The sequence below is a fragment of the Streptomyces sp. M92 genome (assembly GCF_028473745.1).
Classification (GTDB): domain Bacteria; phylum Actinomycetota; class Actinomycetes; order Streptomycetales; family Streptomycetaceae; genus Streptomyces.
Window position 1 is genome coordinate 7,204,403 of the sequence record NZ_CP101137.1, and the last position, 18,818, is coordinate 7,223,220.

At 72.6% G+C, this 18,818-nt stretch carries 15 protein-coding genes; 5 read left to right on the forward strand and 10 right to left on the reverse strand.

Features of this window, described 5'->3' with window-relative positions:
- Positions 1 to 71 precede the first annotated feature (71 nt).
- Together M6G08_RS33275 and M6G08_RS33280 are read right to left on the reverse strand one after the other, a co-directional pair.
- Positions 72 to 935, reverse strand: a complete 864-nt coding sequence (locus tag M6G08_RS33275; RefSeq protein WP_272590847.1) for an esterase/lipase family protein — start codon at positions 933 to 935, stop codon at positions 72 to 74.
- Positions 936 to 1,091: 156 nt separating this feature from the next.
- Positions 1,092 to 1,538, reverse strand: coding sequence for a MarR family winged helix-turn-helix transcriptional regulator (locus M6G08_RS33280; protein WP_272590848.1), 447 nt, complete (start codon positions 1,536 to 1,538; stop codon positions 1,092 to 1,094).
- Between the two features lie 98 nt (positions 1,539 to 1,636).
- On the opposite strand from M6G08_RS33280, the gene M6G08_RS33285 reads away from it, so the two are divergent.
- The gene (locus M6G08_RS33285; protein WP_272590849.1) at positions 1,637 to 2,011 is read left to right on the forward strand and encodes a cupin domain-containing protein; all 375 of its coding nucleotides are present in this window, start codon (positions 1,637 to 1,639) and stop codon (positions 2,009 to 2,011) included.
- Positions 2,012 to 2,026: 15 nt separating this feature from the next.
- Here M6G08_RS33285 and M6G08_RS33290 read toward each other — a convergent pair whose 3' ends face one another.
- Both M6G08_RS33290 and M6G08_RS33295 read right to left on the reverse strand, forming a co-directional pair.
- Entirely contained in the window at positions 2,027 to 2,995 is a 969-nt protein-coding gene (locus M6G08_RS33290) for a DNA polymerase Y family protein (protein WP_272590850.1), read from the reverse strand.
- The gene (locus M6G08_RS33295; protein ID WP_272590851.1) at positions 2,992 to 6,534 is read right to left on the reverse strand and encodes a DNA polymerase III subunit alpha; all 3,543 of its coding nucleotides are present in this window, start codon (positions 6,532 to 6,534) and stop codon (positions 2,992 to 2,994) included. Before M6G08_RS33295 ends, M6G08_RS33290 begins: the two co-directional genes overlap by 4 nt.
- Positions 6,535 to 6,695: 161 nt before the next feature.
- Between M6G08_RS33295 and M6G08_RS33300 the strand changes: the two genes are divergently transcribed.
- The gene (locus M6G08_RS33300) at positions 6,696 to 7,754 is read left to right on the forward strand and encodes a DUF3533 domain-containing protein (protein WP_272590852.1); all 1,059 of its coding nucleotides are present in this window, start codon (positions 6,696 to 6,698) and stop codon (positions 7,752 to 7,754) included.
- Positions 7,755 to 7,844: 90 nt separating this feature from the next.
- On the opposite strand, the gene M6G08_RS33305 is transcribed toward M6G08_RS33300, so the two are convergent.
- The 3 genes from M6G08_RS33305 to M6G08_RS33315 all read right to left on the reverse strand — a co-directional run bounded on the left by M6G08_RS33305 (position 7,845) and on the right by M6G08_RS33315 (position 11,599).
- Positions 7,845 to 8,927, reverse strand: coding sequence for a S1 family peptidase (locus tag M6G08_RS33305; RefSeq protein ID WP_272590853.1), 1,083 nt, complete (start codon positions 8,925 to 8,927; stop codon positions 7,845 to 7,847).
- Positions 8,928 to 9,296: 369 nt separating this feature from the next.
- On the reverse strand, positions 9,297 to 10,205 hold the full coding sequence (locus M6G08_RS33310; RefSeq protein WP_272590854.1) for a S1 family peptidase: 909 nt from the start codon (positions 10,203 to 10,205) through the stop codon (positions 9,297 to 9,299).
- A 203-nt stretch (positions 10,206 to 10,408) separates the two neighbouring features.
- Positions 10,409 to 11,599: a DUF5685 family protein gene (locus M6G08_RS33315; protein WP_272590855.1), complete on the reverse strand. Its 1,191-nt coding sequence runs from the start codon at positions 11,597 to 11,599 to the stop codon at positions 10,409 to 10,411.
- 289 nt (positions 11,600 to 11,888) lie between these two features.
- Here M6G08_RS33315 and M6G08_RS33320 point away from each other — a divergent pair, with 289 nt between their 5' ends.
- On the forward strand, positions 11,889 to 12,326 hold the full coding sequence (locus M6G08_RS33320) for a cell division protein SepF (protein WP_272590856.1): 438 nt from the start codon (positions 11,889 to 11,891) through the stop codon (positions 12,324 to 12,326).
- Between the two features lie 42 nt (positions 12,327 to 12,368).
- Here the strand turns inward: M6G08_RS33320 and M6G08_RS33325 are convergent, their stop codons facing one another.
- Both M6G08_RS33325 and M6G08_RS33330 read right to left on the reverse strand, forming a co-directional pair.
- On the reverse strand, positions 12,369 to 13,562 hold the full coding sequence (locus tag M6G08_RS33325) for an acyl-CoA dehydrogenase family protein (protein ID WP_272590857.1): 1,194 nt from the start codon (positions 13,560 to 13,562) through the stop codon (positions 12,369 to 12,371).
- 666 nt (positions 13,563 to 14,228) lie between these two features.
- Positions 14,229 to 15,827, reverse strand: a complete 1,599-nt coding sequence (locus M6G08_RS33330) for an MFS transporter (RefSeq protein ID WP_272590858.1) — start codon at positions 15,825 to 15,827, stop codon at positions 14,229 to 14,231.
- Positions 15,828 to 16,085: 258 nt separating this feature from the next.
- Between M6G08_RS33330 and M6G08_RS33335 the strand changes: the two genes are divergently transcribed.
- Both M6G08_RS33335 and M6G08_RS33340 read left to right on the forward strand, forming a co-directional pair.
- Entirely contained in the window at positions 16,086 to 17,273 is a 1,188-nt protein-coding gene (locus M6G08_RS33335; protein WP_272590859.1) for a glycosyltransferase family 39 protein, read from the forward strand.
- Positions 17,274 to 17,510: 237 nt separating this feature from the next.
- Entirely contained in the window at positions 17,511 to 18,527 is a 1,017-nt protein-coding gene (locus tag M6G08_RS33340) for a phosphatase PAP2 family protein (RefSeq protein ID WP_272590860.1), read from the forward strand.
- A gap of 6 nt (positions 18,528 to 18,533) precedes the next feature.
- Here M6G08_RS33340 and M6G08_RS33345 read toward each other — a convergent pair whose 3' ends face one another.
- Positions 18,534 to 18,749 carry an I78 family peptidase inhibitor gene (locus M6G08_RS33345; protein ID WP_030402832.1) on the reverse strand — a complete coding sequence of 72 codons (216 nt, stop codon included), beginning with the start codon at positions 18,747 to 18,749 and terminating at the stop codon, positions 18,534 to 18,536.
- Positions 18,750 to 18,818 lie beyond the last annotated feature (69 nt).

Consider the following 18,818-nt stretch of genomic DNA (forward strand, 5'->3'; position numbering starts at 1 on the left):
GACGCGGGGCTCGTCCGGCGGCTCAGGCCGGACGAGCCCCGCGTGGTGTTCGGCGTGGGCCGGGTGAGCCGTCAGTCGAAGACCGAGGCACAGGTGGTGGGCGTGGCGTGCGCAGGGTCCAGGGCGTTCGCCACTTCGTGGAAGGCGATCCGGTCGAAGAGTCCGATCGCCAGGTGCTCGGACAGGTCGACGGGGCACAGGTCCTGCAGCAGGACGTTGCGCACCCCGGGCCCCTCCAGGAACTGGCTGCGGTACGGCGTGACCACCTGGTCGTACCGGGTGGCGAGAACGGTGTAGAGGACGCCGGGGACGGTGTCGCCGCCCTCGTTGAGCTTGGCGAGGAGGTCGGAGCCGGCGACCTGGTCGGCGAGGGCCGGGGTGTGCTCGTTCAGCAGGTCCCCGACGCCGGGGAAGTACGGCAGCAGGTTGGTGAGGCCGGACAGTGTGGTGCCGTGGTTGCTGGGCGCGATCCCCACCAGGGCGTTCACCTCGGCGGCGCCGCCGAGGAACTTGAGGTAGTACCGGGGCATCATGCCGCCCTGCGAGTGGCCGACGATGTCGGTCTCGGCCGCGCCGGTGGCGGCGAGCACCTCGTCGACGTGGGCGGCGAGCTGCTGCGCCGACTCGTCGACCGGGCCGAGCCCGTGGAAGAACGGGACGCCGGGCAGTTGGCCGTAGTCGAGGGAGAAGACGCAGTAGCCGCGGTTCTTCAGGTAGGGGGCGAGACCCAGCCAGTTGTCGACGGAGTTCCCGAAGGTGCCGTGGACCAGGACGACGGGGCGGGGGTGCGCGGCGGAGGGCTTGCAGGAGTAGTCGTTCCAGCCGGAGCTGGGGCGTGCGTCGGCGGCGTGGGCGGTGGTGGCGGGGACCAGGGCCACCGCGGCGGTCAGCAGCAGGGCGGTCAGGGGTCGTAGCGCGCGTCTCCAGGGCAGCATCGGGTGATCTCCTTGCGGGGCAGGGGAGTTTCGATGGCAGGACGCCCTGTGATCCGGATCACGGGATGCTGTTCACTCGTCAAGTTACGGGCGAGTAGCACAAGTGTGAAGTTACGCGTCGGTAAAAACTTGCAGCGCTAACCGGTCCGGCCGGCGTCACCAGGCGGGCCGGACCGGTCCGCCCGGCGCCACCCGCAGCAGACCGTCGGCCAGCGCACGCACCCCGTCCTCACCGAGCACGTCAACCCAGGCACCCACGGCCTCCGCCGCCGCCTCCTCCGCGGCCCGCGTACAGGCCCACCCCGCCTCGGTCAGCACGACCAGCCGGGCGCGCGCGTCGGCGGGGTGCGGCCGGCGCTCGACGAACCCCCTGCGGTCCAGCTCCTCGATCAGCTGGCTCGCGGCCTGCTTGGTCATCCCCAGGTGCGCGGCGAGGTCGGTGACCGTCGCACCGTCCGGGGCGAGCCGGGCGAAGGCGAAACCGTGCGCGGGGCGCACCCCCTCGAAGCCGCGGGCGACGACACCCTCGTGGATGCGCTGCGTGAGACCGCCGGCCGCGGCGAGCAGGCCGGCGGTCAGGGCCATGGCGTCGGAGTTCTGCACGGTGGCATTGAAACACCCTTGACGTTTTGGTCAAGCAGCTTGACCATTGGTTCCGGAACTTAGTCAAGCTGCTTGACCATAGGTATTGGGGGACAGTCATGCCCGTAGTCCGCTCGTCCGAAGGCGCCACCCACGAGATCCACGGCACCCGTTTCGTCTCGTACGCCGCTCCCCGCACCGGCGGCGAGGAGCTCTGCGCCTGGCGGGGTGAGATCCCGGCGGGGACGAAGGCCCCCGCGCACACCGTCAGCCGGGAGGAGGTCTTCCACCTGCTCACCGGCGAGCTGCTGGTCACCCTCGACGGCCGCACCGAGCGCGTCACCGCGGGGGACACGGTGATCGTCAACGCCGGTACCGAATTCGCCGTCGAGAACCCCACCGACCGGACCGCGACCTCCTGGGTCACCACCTCCGTCGGCCTGACGGCGGAGCTGGCCGACGGCACGGTGCTCACTCCCCCGTGGGCCAACTGACCCGCACCGGCCGCCTCATGCCGCCAGCGACCCCGGCATCACCGCCCGCGGCCCGAACTTGGCCCGCGCGCGGTCCGCGACCTCCTCGATCCGGCGGACCTTCTCGTCCACGGGGTCGAAGGTGAGCTGGTGGGAGGCCTGTTCGGCGGGGGCCAGCCCCTCGGCGCGCAGGGCGATCGAGCGGACCCGGGCCCGCTGGAGGCCGAGCGCCTCGTACATGTCGTACGCGGTCCGGGTCAGGGCCGCCGAGTGCGCGGTCGGTTCGGACAGGGTGCGGCTGCGGGTGGTGGCCGACCTGTCGGCGTAGCGCACGGTGAGGGTCAGGGTGCGGCAGACCTTGCCCACGGCGCGCAGCCTGGTGCCCAGTTCCTCGGCGGCCGACAGCAGGGCGCGGCGGTGGCGGCCGGGGTCGAGTTCGTCGCGGTCGAAGGGGCGGTCCGCGGCCAGCGACCGGGAGACGCCGTTGGGGACGACCCGGCCGCGGTCGACGCCCTGCGCCTTCTCGTGCAGCTCGCGGCCGGCCCTCGCGCCGACCAGCCGCTGGAGCGTGGACAGGGGTGCGGCGGCGACCCGGCCGAGGGTGTCGAGGCCGTACTCGCACAGGGTGCGGGCGGTCGCGGTGCCGACGCCGGGCAGTGCGGCGACCGGCTTCCCGGCGAGGAACTCCCGCTCCTCGCCCTCGGCCACCGCGCGGGTCAGCCCCGGCCGGGCGTCCCGCAGGGCCATCCGGGCCAGCATCGGGCCCGGACCGGCGCCGGTCACGCAGTCGACGCCGTACAGCGCGAGGGCGCGGACGCGGATCACCGAGGCCAGTTCCACGGCGTCCCGCCCGAAGTACCGCTCGGCGCCCCGCAGGTCGGCCAGCGCGCCGTCGGGGGGCAGCGCCTCGACGACCGGCGTGAACTCCTCCAGCAACCCGAGCAGCTGGGGCAGGGCCGCCTCGTACATGGGCGGCAGCTGGAAACGTACGCAGAGGATGGTCATCCCGCACTCCCCGGACTCTGGTGCCACAACTTCCTTCCGACCGCGGGCCCTTCGCCCGCGGGGCGCAGATCGGCCCAGGGGTGCATCTCGTACCCGGTGGACATGCGGATCCTCCGCCGCTCCATCGGGTCCTGGGCCGCGGAGCCGGCCGGCGCGGGCCGTCCGTCCGAACCGGCGAGACGACGGCGCGCCGGGCCGCCCCCGAGGTCGTCGCCCTCCTGGCTTCCGCCCGCTCCGGCCAGCCGGGCCGCGACGCCCTCCAGGCCCTCCTCCCGGCGGATCTCCAGCAGGTCGGCGAGGTTCCAGGCGGCGGAGCCGACCACGCTGAGGCTGCGCGGGCCGCGCCGCTGCACCACCCCGCGCACCAGCAGCAGCCAGGAGTGGAAGACGGTGTGCGCGCAGGCGTCGTGCGAGTCGTCGAAGAAGGCGAGGTCGACCAGGCCGGAGCCGTCGTCGAGAGTGGAGAAGATGACCCGGCGGCCGGAGCGGACCGGCGGGGTCTGGGTGGCCGCCTTGGCGCCCGCGACCAGCACCGTCTCCCCGTGCCGGGCCTCGCGCAGCCGCTTGGCCGACACCACGCCCAGCTCGCGCAGGAAGGTGCGGTGGTCGTCCATCAGGTTGCGCGAGGCGTCCATGGAGAGCACACCCAGTTCGGCGCTGAGCTTCTCCGCGGAGGTGAGGTCGGGCAGTCCGGCGGAGGCGGTCTTCCGGCCGCCGGACAGGGGGAGCTGGTCGCCGCGTCCGGCGCGGGCGCCGCGGTGCAGTTCGGTCAGGTGCAGTTGCAGGTCGCGGCGGTTGGCGCCGAACGCGTCCAGCGCGCCGACCTGGGCGAGCCGTCCGGCCAGCGGCCTGCTGGGGCGGGCCCGTTCCCAGAAGTCGAGCAGGGAGGCGTAGGGCTGCCCCTCGGCGATCCGCTCCGCCTCGGCCTCGCTGATGCCGTGCACGTCGGAGAGGGCGAGACGCAGACCCCAGACGGTCCCCTCGGAACACCGGGATTCAGACACCAGTTCGATCCTGTGTGCGACCCCCGACTTGTTCACGTCCAACGGCAGGATCGGCACCCCGCGCCGCCGCGCGTCCGCCAGCAGCAGCCGCTTCGGGTACATGCCGGGGTCGTGCGTGAGCAACCCGGCGTAAAAAGCGGCCGGGTGATGCGCCTTCAGCCACGCCGACTGGTACGTCGGCACGGCGAACGCGACCGCGTGCGCCTTGCAGAAGCCGTACGACCCGAAGGCCTCGACGATCTCCCAGGTCCGCTGGATCGTTTCCGCGTCGTAGCCGTTCGCCGCCGCGTGCTGGGCGAACCACACCTTGATCCGCCCCTGCGACTCCGGGTCGGACAGCCCGCGCCGCACCCGGTCCGCCTCGCCGCGTCCGCAGCCGGTCATGATGTCGACGATGTCGATGATCTGCTCGTGGAAGACGACGACCCCGTAGGTGCCCTCCAGCGGCTCCGCCAGATCCTCGTGCGGGTAGCGCACCGGCGCCCGCCCGTGCCGGGCCTCGATGAACGGCCGCACCATGTCGGCGGCGACCGGCCCCGGCCGGAAGAGCGAGATGTCGACCACGAGGTCGTGGAAGGTCGACGGCTGGAGCCGTCCGACCAGGTCCCGCTGGCCCGGCGACTCGATCTGGAAGCAGCCCAGCGTCTCGGCGGACCGGATCATCCGGTACGTCGCCGGATCGCCCTCGGGTACGGCGTCCAGGTCGACCTCGGTGCCGGTCGCCCGCTTCACCTCGGCGACCGCGTGCGCCATCGCCGACTGCATCCGCACGCCGAGCACGTCCAGCTTGAGCAGCCCGAGGTCCTCCACGTCGTCCTTGTCGAACTGCGCCATGGGGAAGCCCTCGCCGCTGGTCGGCATGACCGGCGTACGGGAGAGCAGGGAGGCGTCGGACAGGAGGACACCGCAGGGGTGCATGGCGACACCGCGCGGGAGGGCGTCCAGCCCCTCGACCAGCTCCCAGAGCCTGCCGTAGCGCTCCCGCTCCCCCGCCAGCTCCTTCAGCTCGGGCAGTTCCTCCAGCGCCGCGCGGGCGTCGCGGGCGCGGATGTGCGGGAAGGACTTGGCGACGCGGTCGATCTCGGCCGGGTCCATGGACAGCGCGGCGCCCACGTCGCGGATGGCGTGGCGCACCCGGTACGTCTCCGGCATGGCGACCGTGGCGACCCGCTCGGTGCCGAACCGGCCGATGATCGCGCGGTAGACCTCCAGGCGGCGGGCGGACTCCACGTCGATGTCGATGTCGGGCAGCACCACCCGCTCCCTGGACAGGAAGCGCTCCATCAGCAGCCCGTGCTCGACCGGGTCGGCGTGCGCGATGCCGAGGAGGTGGTTGACGAGCGAGCCCGCGCCGGAGCCGCGCGCGGCGACCCGGATGCCCATGTCCCGCACGTCGTCCACGACCTGGGCGACGGTGAGGAAGTACGAGGCGAAGCCGTGGTGGGCGATGATGTCCAGCTCGTGGTGCATCCGCTCCCAGTAGGTCCGGTGATCGCGCCGCCGGTCGTAGCCGCGCAGCACCATGCCCGCCGCCGCCCGGGAGGCGAGCGCCCGCTGGGCGGTGCGGCGGCCGGCGCCCACGAGGTGCGGTTCGGGGAAGTGGACGGCGCCCATGCCGAGGTCGTCCTCGGGGTCGACCAGGCACTCGGCGGCCGTGGCCTGCGTCTGCTCCAGCAGGCGGTGGGCGGCCTCGCGCCGGAAGCCGGCCGCCTCGACGATCCGCTCGGCGGCGTGCCGCATGGCGCCGGCGTCCTTGAGCCAGGCCTCGCCGGAGTCCAGTTCCCCGGTGGCGTCGATGGGGACCAGGCGGCGGGCGGCGTCCAGGACGTCGGCGACCTGGCCCTGGCCGGGGTCGGCGTAGCGGACGGCGTTGGAGAGCACCGGGCGGACGCCCTGTTCGGCGGCGAAGCCGACGGTGCGGGCGGCCAGGCGCAGGGAGCCGGGGCCGGTCCCTTCGCGGCCGTGCCAGACGGCCTCCAGACGCAGGGCGTCGCCGTACACCTCCCGCCAGGGGGCGAGGAGCCTCGCCGCGCGGTCGGGGCGGCCGGCGGCGAGGGCGCGGCCGACGTCGGAGTCGGGACCGAGCAGCACGGTCAGTCCGTCGGCGTGGTTGTCGGGCCAGGAGAGCAGGGGGATGTCCTCGGCCGTGTGGGCGGCGGAGACCAGGCGGCACAGGCCGGCCCAGCCGCGGGCGCCGTCGCGGGCGAGGAAGGTCACCCGCGGGGCCGACTCGTCGACGAAGGCACCTCCGCGCACGGGGGCGCGGCGCCGGTCCCGGCGTACGGAGGTCTCCGTGCGGTCGGCGGTCCCGGACTCGGGGGCGGCCACCGCCAGCTCCGCGCCGAACAGCGGACGGACGCCCGCCTTCGCGCAGGCCTTGGCGAAGCGGACGGTGCCCGCGAGGGTGTCGCGATCGGTGAGGGCGAGGGCGTCCATGCCCCGTTCGAAGGCGCGCTCGGCCAGCCGCTCCGGGTGGGAGGCGCCGTAGCGGGCGGAGAATCCGGAGACGGTGTGCAGATGCGTGAAACCCGGCACACGCACCTCCCGAACTCATGAACCGATGCCCTGCCGAACATGTCGAACATCTGTTCCCAACTACCTCACCCCCACCATAGACCAAATTTCGAATACGTGTGCGACATCCGTTCGGCCCCGCCCCACCTGCGCAAACGTCCGTCCGCCCGGACCGTGGGGACATGTCGCACACCCCGGTCACCGACCGCCGCAAAGGCTCCTTCCTGGGCGAGGTGAAGGACGCCGTCACCCCGCGGGCCACCCTGCTCGTGCTCGGCGTGCTCGCGCTCCAGCTGCTGTTCATCGCCTCCTACGTGGGGGCGCTGCACGACCCGAAGCCGAAGGACGTGCCCTTCGGGGTGGTCGCGCCGCCGACGGTGGCCGAGCGGACGGTGGACAGGCTGGAACGACTGCCCGGATCGCCGCTGGACCCGCGCACGGTGGCCGGCGAGGAGAGCGCCCGGCGGCAGATCACGGAGCGGGAGATCGACGGCGCCCTGATCGTGAACCCGGACGGCACCAGGGACACCCTGCTGGTCGCCTCCGGCGGGGGCACCGTCCTCGCCTCCGCCCTGGAGGGACTGGTCTCCGAGGTGGAGCGGGCACAGGGCCGCACGGTGCGGACCGTCGACGTGGCCCCGGCCTCGCCCCGGGACTTCGACGGACTGTCGTCCTTCTACCTGGTCGTGGGCTGGTGCGTCGGCGGCTACCTGTGCGCCTCGATCCTGGCGATCAGCACCGGGGCCCGGCCGGCCAACCCGCTCCGCGCGGCGATCCGGCTGATCGTGATGGCGCTGGTCGCGATCGTCGGCGGGCTGGGCGGCGCGGTGATCGTGGGGCCGATCCTGGGCGCGCTGCCCGGCAGCGTGGTGGACCTGTGGGGGCTCGGCGCGCTGATCACCTTCGCGGTGGGCGCCGCCACCCTCGCCCTCCAGGGCGTCTTCGGGATCGTCGGCATCGGGCTGGCGATCCTGCTGGTGGTGATCGCGGGCAACCCGAGCGCGGGCGGCGCCTTCCCGCTGCCGATGCTGCCGCCGTTCTGGAAGGAGATCGGCCCCTGGCTGCCGCCGGGCGCGGGCACCTGGACGGCCCGCTCGATCGCCTACTTCAAGGGCAACGCCGAGACCGTCCCCCTGCTGGTGCTGTGGGCGTGGGCGGTCGCGGGGACGCTGATCACGCTGCTGGCCGCCGTGCTGCGCGTCCGGCGACAGGAGCCGGAGCTGCCCACGCAGGCCGGCTGACCGCACGTACGCACGCGGAAGTCCCGCCCCTCGCGCGCGGGACGGGACTTCGGCGGTACCTCGGAGGTACTTCTCAGGTGCGGGTGGTGCTCAGCCGATCTGCGTGCCGGTGGCCGACAGGGCCTCCGTCACCGGCTGGAAGAAGGTCTCGCCGCCCGAGGCGCAGTCGCCGCTGCCGCCGGAGGTGAGGCCGATGGCCTGGTCGCCCGAGAAGAGCGAGCCGCCGCTGTCGCCGGGCTCGGCGCAGACGTCGGTCTGGATCAGGCCGTTGACGATGTCGCCGTTGCCGTAGTTCACGGTGGCGTCCAGGCCGGTGACCGTGCCGGAGTGCACCTGGGTGGTGGAGCCGCTGCGGGTCACCTCCATGCCGACGGTGGCCTCGGCGGCGCCGGAGATGACCTGGGAGGAGCCGTCGTAGAGGTTCACCTCGCTCGGGTGGTCCACCTCGGCGGTGTACTTGACCAGGCCGTAGTCGTCGTCCGGGAAGCTGGAGGCCGCGTTCTCGCCGATGACGTTCCCGGAGGAGTCCGACCAGGTGGTGATGGACTCGGTGCAGTGACCCGCGGTGAGGAAGTACGGCTCCCCGCCCTTGGTCACGTTGAAGCCGAGGGAGCAGCGCCCGCCGTTGCCGGTGATGGCGTCGCCGCCCGCGACGAAGGGCTTGTACTCGCCCTTCGTCCGCTTGAGCTCCGCCTTGGCGCCCAGCCCCTCGACCACCTTGGCCAGCTTGGCCCACTCGGCCTTCGAGACCGTGCGGTCGGCGGTGACGACGACCTTGTTGGTGGTCGGGTCGGTCGCCCAGGAGGTGCCCGGGATGGCGGCGTCCTCGGCAAGGGTGGTGCGCGCGCTCTTCAGTTCGGCGAGCGAGTTCTCGACGATTCTCGCCTCGGCGCCGGCCTCCTCGACGGTCTGCGCGGCGCCCTCGTCGAGCACGTTGACGACGAGACTCCTGGCCTGCGCGTCGTAGTACGTGCCCGCCGCGTCGGTGCCGAGGTCGCCGAGCAGCGTGGAGGCGAGCTTTCCGGCCGCCGTGACCGACAGGGTCTCGGGCGCGGAAGCCTTCGGGGCCTCGCTGGCGTTCGCACTCTGGAAGGTGACTCCCGCGGCGACCAGTGCGGTGATACCCGCACCAACCACGGCGGCCCGCCGCCTGGGTATGCGTCGGTGCTTCAACTCACGTCCTCCTGTGGGGGGTCGGCCCGGGAGGTTGTGGGGACCTCACGGGCCGGAAGGCTGGTTGACGAGCGCCAACTCTTCCAACCCCGCAGGGGGCACACAAGGTCGACTTCAGGACGTGCGCACGACAAGTTCAGCGCGCACACACGTCCTTCACCATTCATGTCCTTCCCAGCAGGATTCGCGCGGCGAACGCTCCAGCAAACGCTACGAGCCAATAACCGGAGGCCGGCCGAACCGGCGGACGCCTGGCCGGAATTCACCTCTTGCGTACAGGCCGAGTCCCCGCACACCGGCCGGTGTGCGGGGACTCGTCGTGCTGCTGGCTGCGTTTCTGCGGACGGACCGACGGTCTGGACCGACGGCCTAGTAGACGCTGACGCCGTAGGCGTTCAGGGCCTCCGTGACCGGCTGGAAGAACGTCGTTCCGCCGGTGCGGCAGTTGCCGCTGCCGCCGGACGTCAGACCGTACGCGGTGCCGTTGCTGCCGTAGAGCGGGCCGCCGGAGTCGCCGGGCTCGGCGCAGACCGTGGTCTGGATCAGCCCGCGGACGATGTCGCCGCCGCCGTAGTTGACGGTGGCGTTCAGGGCGGTGACCCGGCCGCTGTGGGTGCCGGTGGTGGAACCGTCGCGGATGACGGTGGTACCCACGCTCGGGGTGGCCGCGCGGGTGATGTCCACGCCGTTCGCGGTACCGGGCTTGCTGACGGAGCTGTTGGTGTACCGGACGATGCCGTAGTCGTTGCCCGGGAAGCTGGACCCGGCCGTCGAGCCGAGGACCGTGGAGCGCCCGGAGTTGGCGTACCAGGTGCCGGCACCGTCGGTGCAGTGACCGGCGGTCAGGAAGTACTCGGCGCCGCTGCTGCTGCGGACGTTGAAGCCGAGGGAACAGCGCCAGCTGCTCGCGTAGATGGCGTCGCCGCCCTGGATGAGCTTGTTGAACGTGCCGGGGGTGCGCTCGACCTTGAGGGCGCCGGCCTTGTCGCCGGCCTCCTTCTTGATCTTCGCGAGCTCGGCCTGGGAGACCGTGCTGTCGATCGTGAGCAGCACCTGGCCGGTCTTGCTGTCGACGGCCCAGGCGGTGCCCGGGACGTCGGCCTCGAGCACCGCGGCGCTGGCGCTGCTCAGCTCGGCGGCACTGAAGGCGACGGGAGCCTCGGACGCGTTCGCGCTGGGGATCGCGATCGCGGCTGCGGCCACGATGCCGGTGGATACGGCGATCAGCCGAGTCCGTCTCGTGATGCCGCTGCGGGGGGTGGTGCGCTTGATCCTCACTTTTCGTTCCTCCACAAAGGAAGTCGGGGGCCCTCTTGTGGGGTTGGGGCCCGTGAGGCGCAGTCAGGGACGGACGTCCGGGTTCCGAACGCGTCGTGCTCCTGACAAGCGCTGAGGTTGGAGTATTCGGCCGAACGACCGGTCGGCGCAAGAGTGCACTTTCGGCCGTCAATCTTTGAACGAACCTCGGTCTCCCGGCCGCCTCAGCAACTGCACCCGCAGTCGCAGCCGTCGCAGCCGCACCCGTCGTCTCCGCAGCAGTTGCCGCAGCACTCGCAGCAACTGCAGCAGTCGCCGCACCCGCCGCAGTCGCAGTTGGCGCACGTGCCTTCCTTGCGCTCCCCGCTCCAGGGGTCGTGGTACGTGCCGCAGCACAGCTGGCACGTACAGGCCAGCCCCGCCCACACCGCGCACCCGGCGAGCAGCCCGCGCCGGTTGCCGCGCGGCGGCTCCGGTGGCGGCGGCGCACCGGGGCCCTGGGGGGCGCCCGGAGTCCCGGGAGGGGCGTACGGGTGACCGCCGTGCGCGCAGGAGGCGGTGCCGAAGGCGCGGTCGACGGAGTTGCCCAGCTCGTGCACGAGCAGCCGGTGCACCAGCCGCCCGTCGGTGAACTCGGCCTCGCGCAGCGCGAGCCGCACGCCGTGCACGGCGTCGTCCGCGAGCCGCCGGGCCTCGGTGAGCGGGGTGCCGGTGGCGGTGAGCGGGTTCCAGGCACCCGACGCGGCGTCGGCCTCCTCGTCCTCCACGGCGTCCAGGAGGTGGGCTAGCCGGCCGAAGAGGCGCCCGGCCTCGGCGAGCGGTTCGGCGTTGTACGGGCGTCCGGCGAGGTGCGCGGTGTGCGCGAAGGCGGCGGCGGTCGCGGTCTCGGTCGGCTCGGTGACGGTGAGCAGCGGTGTGCCGGGCCCGGCGAGCGCCTCGATGCCGCCCTGCCGGTCCACGGCGTCGACCAGTACGGCGGTGTCGAACCCGACGGCGCTGCCGCCGCGTGCTCCGGCCGCGTCCCAGCCGGTGGCGATCCGGCGGGCGGCGAGGGCCACCGGCCGCCGCGCCAGCAGGCCGTCCCGGTCGGCGACGTGGTCGCGGACCTTGGCGGAGGCCAGCACCAGCGAGACGGCCGCCGCGAGCCGGGCGCCCTCGCCGTGCGCGACGGAAGCGGTCCGCATCCCGCGCAACGGGCAGGGGCCCGCCGTACGCCGCCCGGTGCCCGCGCCGCCCCGTCCGGCCTGAGCCTCCGTCAAAACCGATATGAGCAGCCCGTCATAGTTCGTCACTATCCGCGCGAACTGTCCGTGGTCCTTGCGCAGAGCGAGACACAACCCGCACAAATGCGCCATCCACTGACTCGTGAGGCGCTCTCCGAGCCGGTGCCTGCACGGCCTGACGATTCCGAACACGACATTCCCCCGTGGTGCGTACGACGCTGAGCTGCGGCATCGTACCGACTGCCGCGTTCACCCGTACGCACCCCCTCTCACCCGTCCGCCGAGAAGAATCATATTTCACTCACAGTCAGCATCCGTTTGGGAAACGACCCTTGGGACACAAGGACTCTCGACGGAATCGCTGTGCACCAGTACCGTCACAAACCCCCCGCGCGGCGTCTATCCACTTGGCGCGACGTCCGCATCATGGATGACCATAGGGATGCGGAAGCACGAAAGACCGCTGTGAGAGGAGGCGTCCATGGGATCGGTACGCAAGGCGAGTGCGTGGCTCGGCCTCGTCGACGACAACGATGACGAGCGCTACTACGACGACGACTACTCCGAGGGCAACGAGCCCGGCGACGCCTGGGTCACCGACCCGCGCGTCAAGGTGGCCTCGGACGTGGCCGAGGAGAGGGGCCGCCGCATCGCGACCGTCACCCCGGACAGCTTCCGGGACGCGCGGTCGATCGGCGAGCTGTTCCGGGACGGGGTCCCGGTCATCATGAACCTGACGGCCATGGAGGGGACCGACGCCAAGCGCGTGGTCGACTTCGCGGCCGGGCTGATCTTCGGCCTGCGCGGTTCGATCGAGCGGGTCTCCACCCGGGTGTTCCTGCTGAGCCCGGCCGACACGCAGGTCATCAGCGGCGAGCCCGCCGCGCACCGTTCCGACGGTTTCTTCAACCAGAGCTGAGGCGGGGCCGCACACCACGGCCCCGCCCTCCCGGCCGGACTCTCAGCGGAAGGCGTCGAGTCCGGTGAGCGCCTTGCCCAGCACCAGCTGGTGCATCTCGACGGTGCCCTCGTAGGTGAGCACCGACTCCAGGTTCGTCGCGTGCCGCATCACCGGGTACTCCAGGGAGATCCCGTTGGCGCCGAGGATCGTCCGCGCCGTCCGGCAGATGTCGATGGCCTCGCGCACGTTGTTGAGCTTGCCGAAGCTGACCTGCTCGGGACGCAGGCGGCCGGCGTCCATGCGCCGCCCCAGGTGGTGGGCGAGCAGAATCCCCTTGTGCAGTTCGACCGCCATGTCGGCGAGCTTGGCCTGGGTGAGCTGGAAGCCGCCGATGGGCCGCCCGAACTGCTCCCGCGACTTCGCGTACTCGACGGCCGCCTCGAAGGAGCTGCGGGCCGCGCCCATGGACCCCCACACGATGCCGTAGCGGGCGTGGGTGAGGCAGCTGAGCGGTCCGCGCAGTCCGGTGACCTCCGGCAGTACGGCGTCGGCGGGCAGCCGTACGTCGTCCAGGACCAGCTCGCTGGTGACGCTGGCCCTCAGCGACCACTTGTGCTTGATCTCGGGGGCGGAGAAACCGGGGCGGTCGGTGGGCACGACGAAGCCGCGGACCCCTTCGTCCGTCTGCGCCCAGACGACGGCGACCCCGGCGACCGACCCGTTGGTGATCCACATCTTGCGCCCGTTGAGCACCCAGTCCCCGCCGGCGTCGCGCTTGGCGCGGGTGCGCATGTTGGCGGGGTCGGAGCCGTGGTCGGGCTCGGTGAGCCCGAAGCAGCCGATGACCTCGCCGGCGGCCATGCGCGGCAGCCACGTCTGCTTCTGCTCCTCGCTGCCGAAGCGGTGGACGGCGTACATGGCGAGGGAGCCCTGCACGGAGACGAGGGAGCGGATGCCGGAGTCGGCCGCCTCCAGTTCCAGGCAGGCCAGTCCGTACTGCACGGCACTCGCGCCGGCGCAGCCGTAGCCGTCGAGCGACATGCCGAGCGCGCCGATGGAGCCGAGTTCGCGGGCGAGCTCCCTGATCCCGGGCAGCTCGCCCTTCTCGTACCAGTCCGCGATGTGCGGCAGCACGCGGTCGGCGGCCCAGTCCCGCACGGTGTCCCGGACGGCCAGGTCCTCCGGCTCCAGGAGGTCGTCGACGCCGAGGGGGTCGGCGGGGTCGAAGGCGGGCAACTTGGGGGACGCGGCCATGGAACACCCTCCGGGGCTGGCTGTGAAAACTAGCGGTGCTAGTCGCAGGTTCTGGTGCCGACGTTACGATGCGCGGTGCCGCACGTCCACCATGCCCGTCTCCCGCCCACGCACCACCCGTTCACCGTCAGGAGCGAGGTGGACGTCGCCAGTGGGGATGATCCACCGCCGGCGGCGTGCGGTGAGTGGCGGGCCGAGGATGCCTCGGCCCGAGCCGATGGCCGACCGCCCAGGGGCGACGCCACCTCCCGGCCGGCGATGAACACACCGACCGCACCCGGCCCGGCGCCACAGCCGCTGGCAACGCCCGACCACCCACGGTCATCGCCCACCACCCGCCGGCGATGAACACACCGACCGCACCCAGAACAACGGCACACCACCCGCAGCCACCGACGGCGCCCCACCGCCCACGGTCATCGCCCACCACCCGCCGGCGATGAACACACCGACCGCACCCAGAACAACGGCACACCACCCGCAGCCACCGACGGCGCCCCACCGCCCACGGGCAACGCCCACCACCCGCCGGCGACGAACAACCGACCGCACCCAAAACAACGGCACACCACCCGCAGCCACCGACGGCGCCCGGCCGCCCACGAGCGACGTCCACCTCCCGGTCGGCGGTGAACGGGTGGTGCGTGGGTGGGAGACCCCCCGCGGTCACACCGACACGCGTGACTCCACCGCGTCCCGCGGCGCCGGCACGGCAACCGCCTCGCACTGCATCACCCGCGGCAACCGCAACGCCATCACCGCCCCCAGCAACAACAACCCCGCACTCACCACCAACGTCACATGCAGCCCGTGCACGAACGCGTCCCCCGCGGCCCGCCGCAGCGCAACCCCCGCAGGCCCGCCGAGCTGCGCGGCAACCTCGTACGCCTCCCCCAGCGAATGCCCCGCGGACACCGACGCCGACGCCGGCACCCCGGGCACACCCCCGGTCAGCCCGGGCGCGTACGCCGCGTTCATCACGCTGCCCAGCAGCGCGATCCCGATCCCGGCGCCCAGCTGGTACGACGTCTCGCCGATCGCCGCCGCCCCGCCGGCCTGCTCCGGCGGCGACTCGCTCAGCATCGACTCGTACGCCCCGAAGAGAGTGGTCTCCAGCCCGAAACCCAGCAGCACGAACCCCAAGACCAGCAGCGCGCAGTTGTCGGCCCGGCCCATCGCGGTCAGCAGCAGCACCGCGAAGGCCGTCAGGCAGAACCCCGCGCACACCATCCGCCGGGGCCCGAACCGCCGCAGCATCCGCGCGCCCGCCAGCCCCGCCGCCATCGCCGCGAAGGTCAGCGGCAGCAGCCGCAGCCCCGTCTGGAGCGGGGACAGCCCGAGCACCAGTTGCAGGTACTGCGCCGCGATCAGTTCCAGACCCACCAGCGCCAGCATCGCCAGCACGATGCACCCCACCGACGTGCTGAACGCCGGCCGCCGGAACATCGCGAGGTCCACCAGCGGATGCGCACGCCGCCGCTGCCGCCGTACGAACGCGGCCAGCAGGCCCACGCCCGCCACCAGCGGCAGCACGGTGAACGCGCTGGCCACCGGCTCGCCGCCGCCCAGCCGTTTCACGCCCAGGACCAGCCCGAAGAGCCCGGCCGCCGCCATCAGCGCGCCGACCACGTCCCAGGGGCCGGCGCCGTCGCCCATCGACTCGGGCAGCAGCAGCCGCCCCACCGGAAGGCTGACCAGCATCAGCGGGATGTTGACGAGGAAGACCGAGCCCCACCAGAAGTGCTCCAGCAGGAAGCCGCCGAGCAGCGGTCCGACCGCCGCGCCGACCGCGGCCACGGCGCTCCAGACGCCGATGGCCAGCGCCCGCTCCCGCCGGTCGGGGAAGACCTGCCGCAGGATCGACAGCGTCGCCGGCATGATCATCGCGCCGCCGACGCCGAGCAGCGCACGGGCCAGGATGAGGACCTGGGCGTTGTCCGCGAGGGCGGCGAGCGCGGAGGCGACGCCGAAGAGCGCGTAGCCGAGGAGCAGGACCCGTCTGCGGCCCACCCGGTCGCCCAGCGTGCCGAAGAGGATCAGCAGCGCGGCGCAGACGAGCGGGTAGACGTCGACGATCCAGAGCAGTTCGATCGCGCCGGGCCTGAGGTCCTCGGTGACGGCGGGGACCGCCACGTGGAGCACGGTGGCGTCGACGGCGACGAGCAGCAGGCTGACGCAGAGGACGACCAGGACCACCCAGCGGTTGGCACCGGCCCCGGCCGCCCGACGGCGCAGCTCGGCGGCAGCCGTGGTCGTCCCGGACATGTACGTACCTCCAAGATGTTCCCTCGCGTCCGGCGGGCTGCGGGGTGGGGACTCCCCGGCGGCTCGCCCGGAGAGGAGCGGGGTCTCCGGGCCGCGCGACGGAACGCGAGTGACTCGTCAGGGTACGCGAGAGCGAGCGCCGCACACGTGGTGGGCCTCACACATCCCGCGCGACCCGTGTGGCATGCGCCACTGCGTCCACGGCCCCGTCCGCCCCGGTCGTCCGGCCGCACCTCCGCCCGGCGGATAATCGAGCCCGTGATCGATCTTGAAACGCGCACGACGGGCCGCCCGGGTGCCCTGCGCCGGGCCGCCCCGGCGCTCCTCGGCTACGCGGCCGTACGCGCCCTGGGCCTGCTCGTCCTGGCCCTGTGGAGCGCCGCGCGCGACAAGAGCGCGTACACGCTGCTGACCGCCCGCTGGGACTCCCTCTGGTACACCAGGGTCGCCGAGCTCGGCTACGGGTACGAGGTACGCCTGCCCAACGGCGACGTGCACTCCAACCTGGCGTTCTTCCCGCTCCTGCCCTGGCTGGAGCGGCTCGGCGCGGCGGTCTCGCCGCTGTCGTACGCGGACGCCGGCTTCGTGGTGAGCCTGCTCGCCTCGCTGGCGGCGGCCTGGGGGATATTCGCGGTCGCGGAGCACGTGTACGGCCCCCGGGCCGGGGTGTGCGCGGCGCTGCTGTGGGCCGTGCTGCCGGTCGGGGTCGTGCAGTCGATGGCGTACAGCGAGTCGCTGTTCACGGCGCTGGCCGCCTGGTCGCTGTACGCGGTGCTGACCGGGCGCTGGGTGACGGCGGGGCTGCTGGCCTCGCTGGCCGGGCTGACCCGGCCGGTGGGGCTCGCGGTGGCGGCGGCGGTGTGGGCGGCCGCGGTCGTGGCGTTCGCACGGAGCCGGAGCGACGGCGTCCCGGGCGGCGCACGCGGTACGGGACGCGCCCTGGGCGACGGCGCGCGGCGCGTGCTCGGCATGATCCTCGCGCCCCTGGGCGCCGCCGGTTACGTGCTGTGGGTCGGCCACCGCACCGGCCAGGGCCCCCTCGGCTATCTCGACGTCCAGGCCGGCTGGCGCAACGGCTTCGACGGAGGCGTGGCCTTCGCCCGCTTCGTCGCCGGCCGGTTCGCCTCGTTCCCGGCGGCCCTGGCGGGCGTCGCCCTGGTGGCCGGGGTCGCGCTCCTGATCTGGCTGTACGTCGTCTGCGTACGGCAGCGCCAGCCGCTCCCGCTGCTGGTGTACGCGGGGATCGTCGTCGCCCTCGCCCTGTGCGCGTCGAGCTACTTCGGCTCGAAGCCGCGGCTGCTGCTGCCCGCCTTCCCGCTGCTGCTGCCGCCCGCCCTGGCCCTGGCCCGGCTGCGAACCTCCAGGTCGGCGCTGGTCGTGGGCGGTGCGGCGGTGGCGTCCGCGGTGTACGGGGCATTCTGGCTGAACGGCTCCGGACCGCCCTGACCTGCTGAAACGTGCGGTGACCAGCAGGACAATTCCGCACCAGCATTCGGTGAACGAATTCATAAGCACGATAAAACCGTCGGTCGGGCCGATCAAAGGAATTGAAGTCCGGAGTCGGGCCGCATTACGGATTCCTCGGAAATAAACCGCCGCCTGAGAGGAATCCCACATCACATCGTCATCACAAAGCCGTTGATTCGGCGGGGATCACTCCTCACTCGCTGTAACGTCGATTGGGTGCGTATCGAACGGAGCCACACCCGTCTGGACCGGGTGTTCGCGAGACTGGACCGGGAGCAGGAACGGCCGGTCCTCCTTGCCGCGCCCGAGATGAGCCGGCACCGGATTGCGCTGTTCGCCGGAACCCTCGCGTTCTACCTCGCGATCGTGTGGGCGGTGCTCATCACCTCGTGGCTGGTCCGGCTCGACTGGCAGGTCATGTTCTTCCGGCCCTACCAGCAGTGGCCGGAGATCCACGCGTTCGTCGACTACTACGTGGTCCTGGGCCAGCGCGGCCCCACCGCGGTGATGGTGACGGCCTGGCTCGGCTGGCGCTCCTGGCGGCAGCACACCCTGCGTCCCCTGCTGGCGCTCGGGGTGTCCCTGCTCCTGCTGAACGTCACGGTCGGTGCCGCGAAGATCGGCATGGGCCGGCTCGGGCCGCACTACGCGACCACGATCGGCTCGAACGAGATGTGGCTCGGCGGCGATATATTTCCGAGCGGTCACACCGCGAACGCCGTCGTGACCTGGGGCATCCTGGCCTACCTGGCCTCGACGCCGAGGGCACGGCGATGGCTGTCGGCCCTGTCGGCGGTCGTCTCCCTCGGGGTGGGCATGTCCACCGTCTACCTCGGCACGCACTGGCTCAGCGACGTGCTCCTCGGCTGGGCGGCGGGGCTGCTGATCCTGCTGGCGCTGCCGTGGTTCGAGCCGCTGATCACCCGTGCCGAGGCCTGGATCCTCGGCCTGCGCGACCGCTGGTACGCCCGCCTCCGCCGCCCGGTACCGGCGAAGAAGCCGGTCAGTGTGCCCGTGACCCCCACGCCGGCCGCCTCCGCGGCGGAGGAGGTCCCGGTGCGCGAGCCGGTCGCCGTCCACCGGCCCCGGACGCCCGTGCACCTGGCCCCGGGCCCGCACACCGCCCGCTCGGACCGTACGCCGGTGACGCCGGCCGGCAGCCGCCGGCCACCGCACGCCGACCGCCACCCGCGCAGCACCGCCCCGGCCGCGCGGCCCCTGTCGGGGAGCTGACCGGGTTCAGCCCTTCCAGGCGCGGGCGACGCGGCCGTCCTTCACCTCGAAGTTGAGACGTCCCACGCGGTACTCCATGGTGATGACCGTTCCCGGCGCCAGTGACCGCACCGTCGACCAGCCGCGCTCCCGGGCGAGCCGTTCGGCCGCCCCTGATTCGAGGCCCACGTAGGTGTCCGGGCTGTCCTGGGGTTCGGCCGGGGGTGTCGGAATCGGTGCCATGCCGTCACGCTATGCCCTGCTCCCCGAGCGGGGAAGCCCAGGCCGGTAACCGGACTCACGGATGCCGTC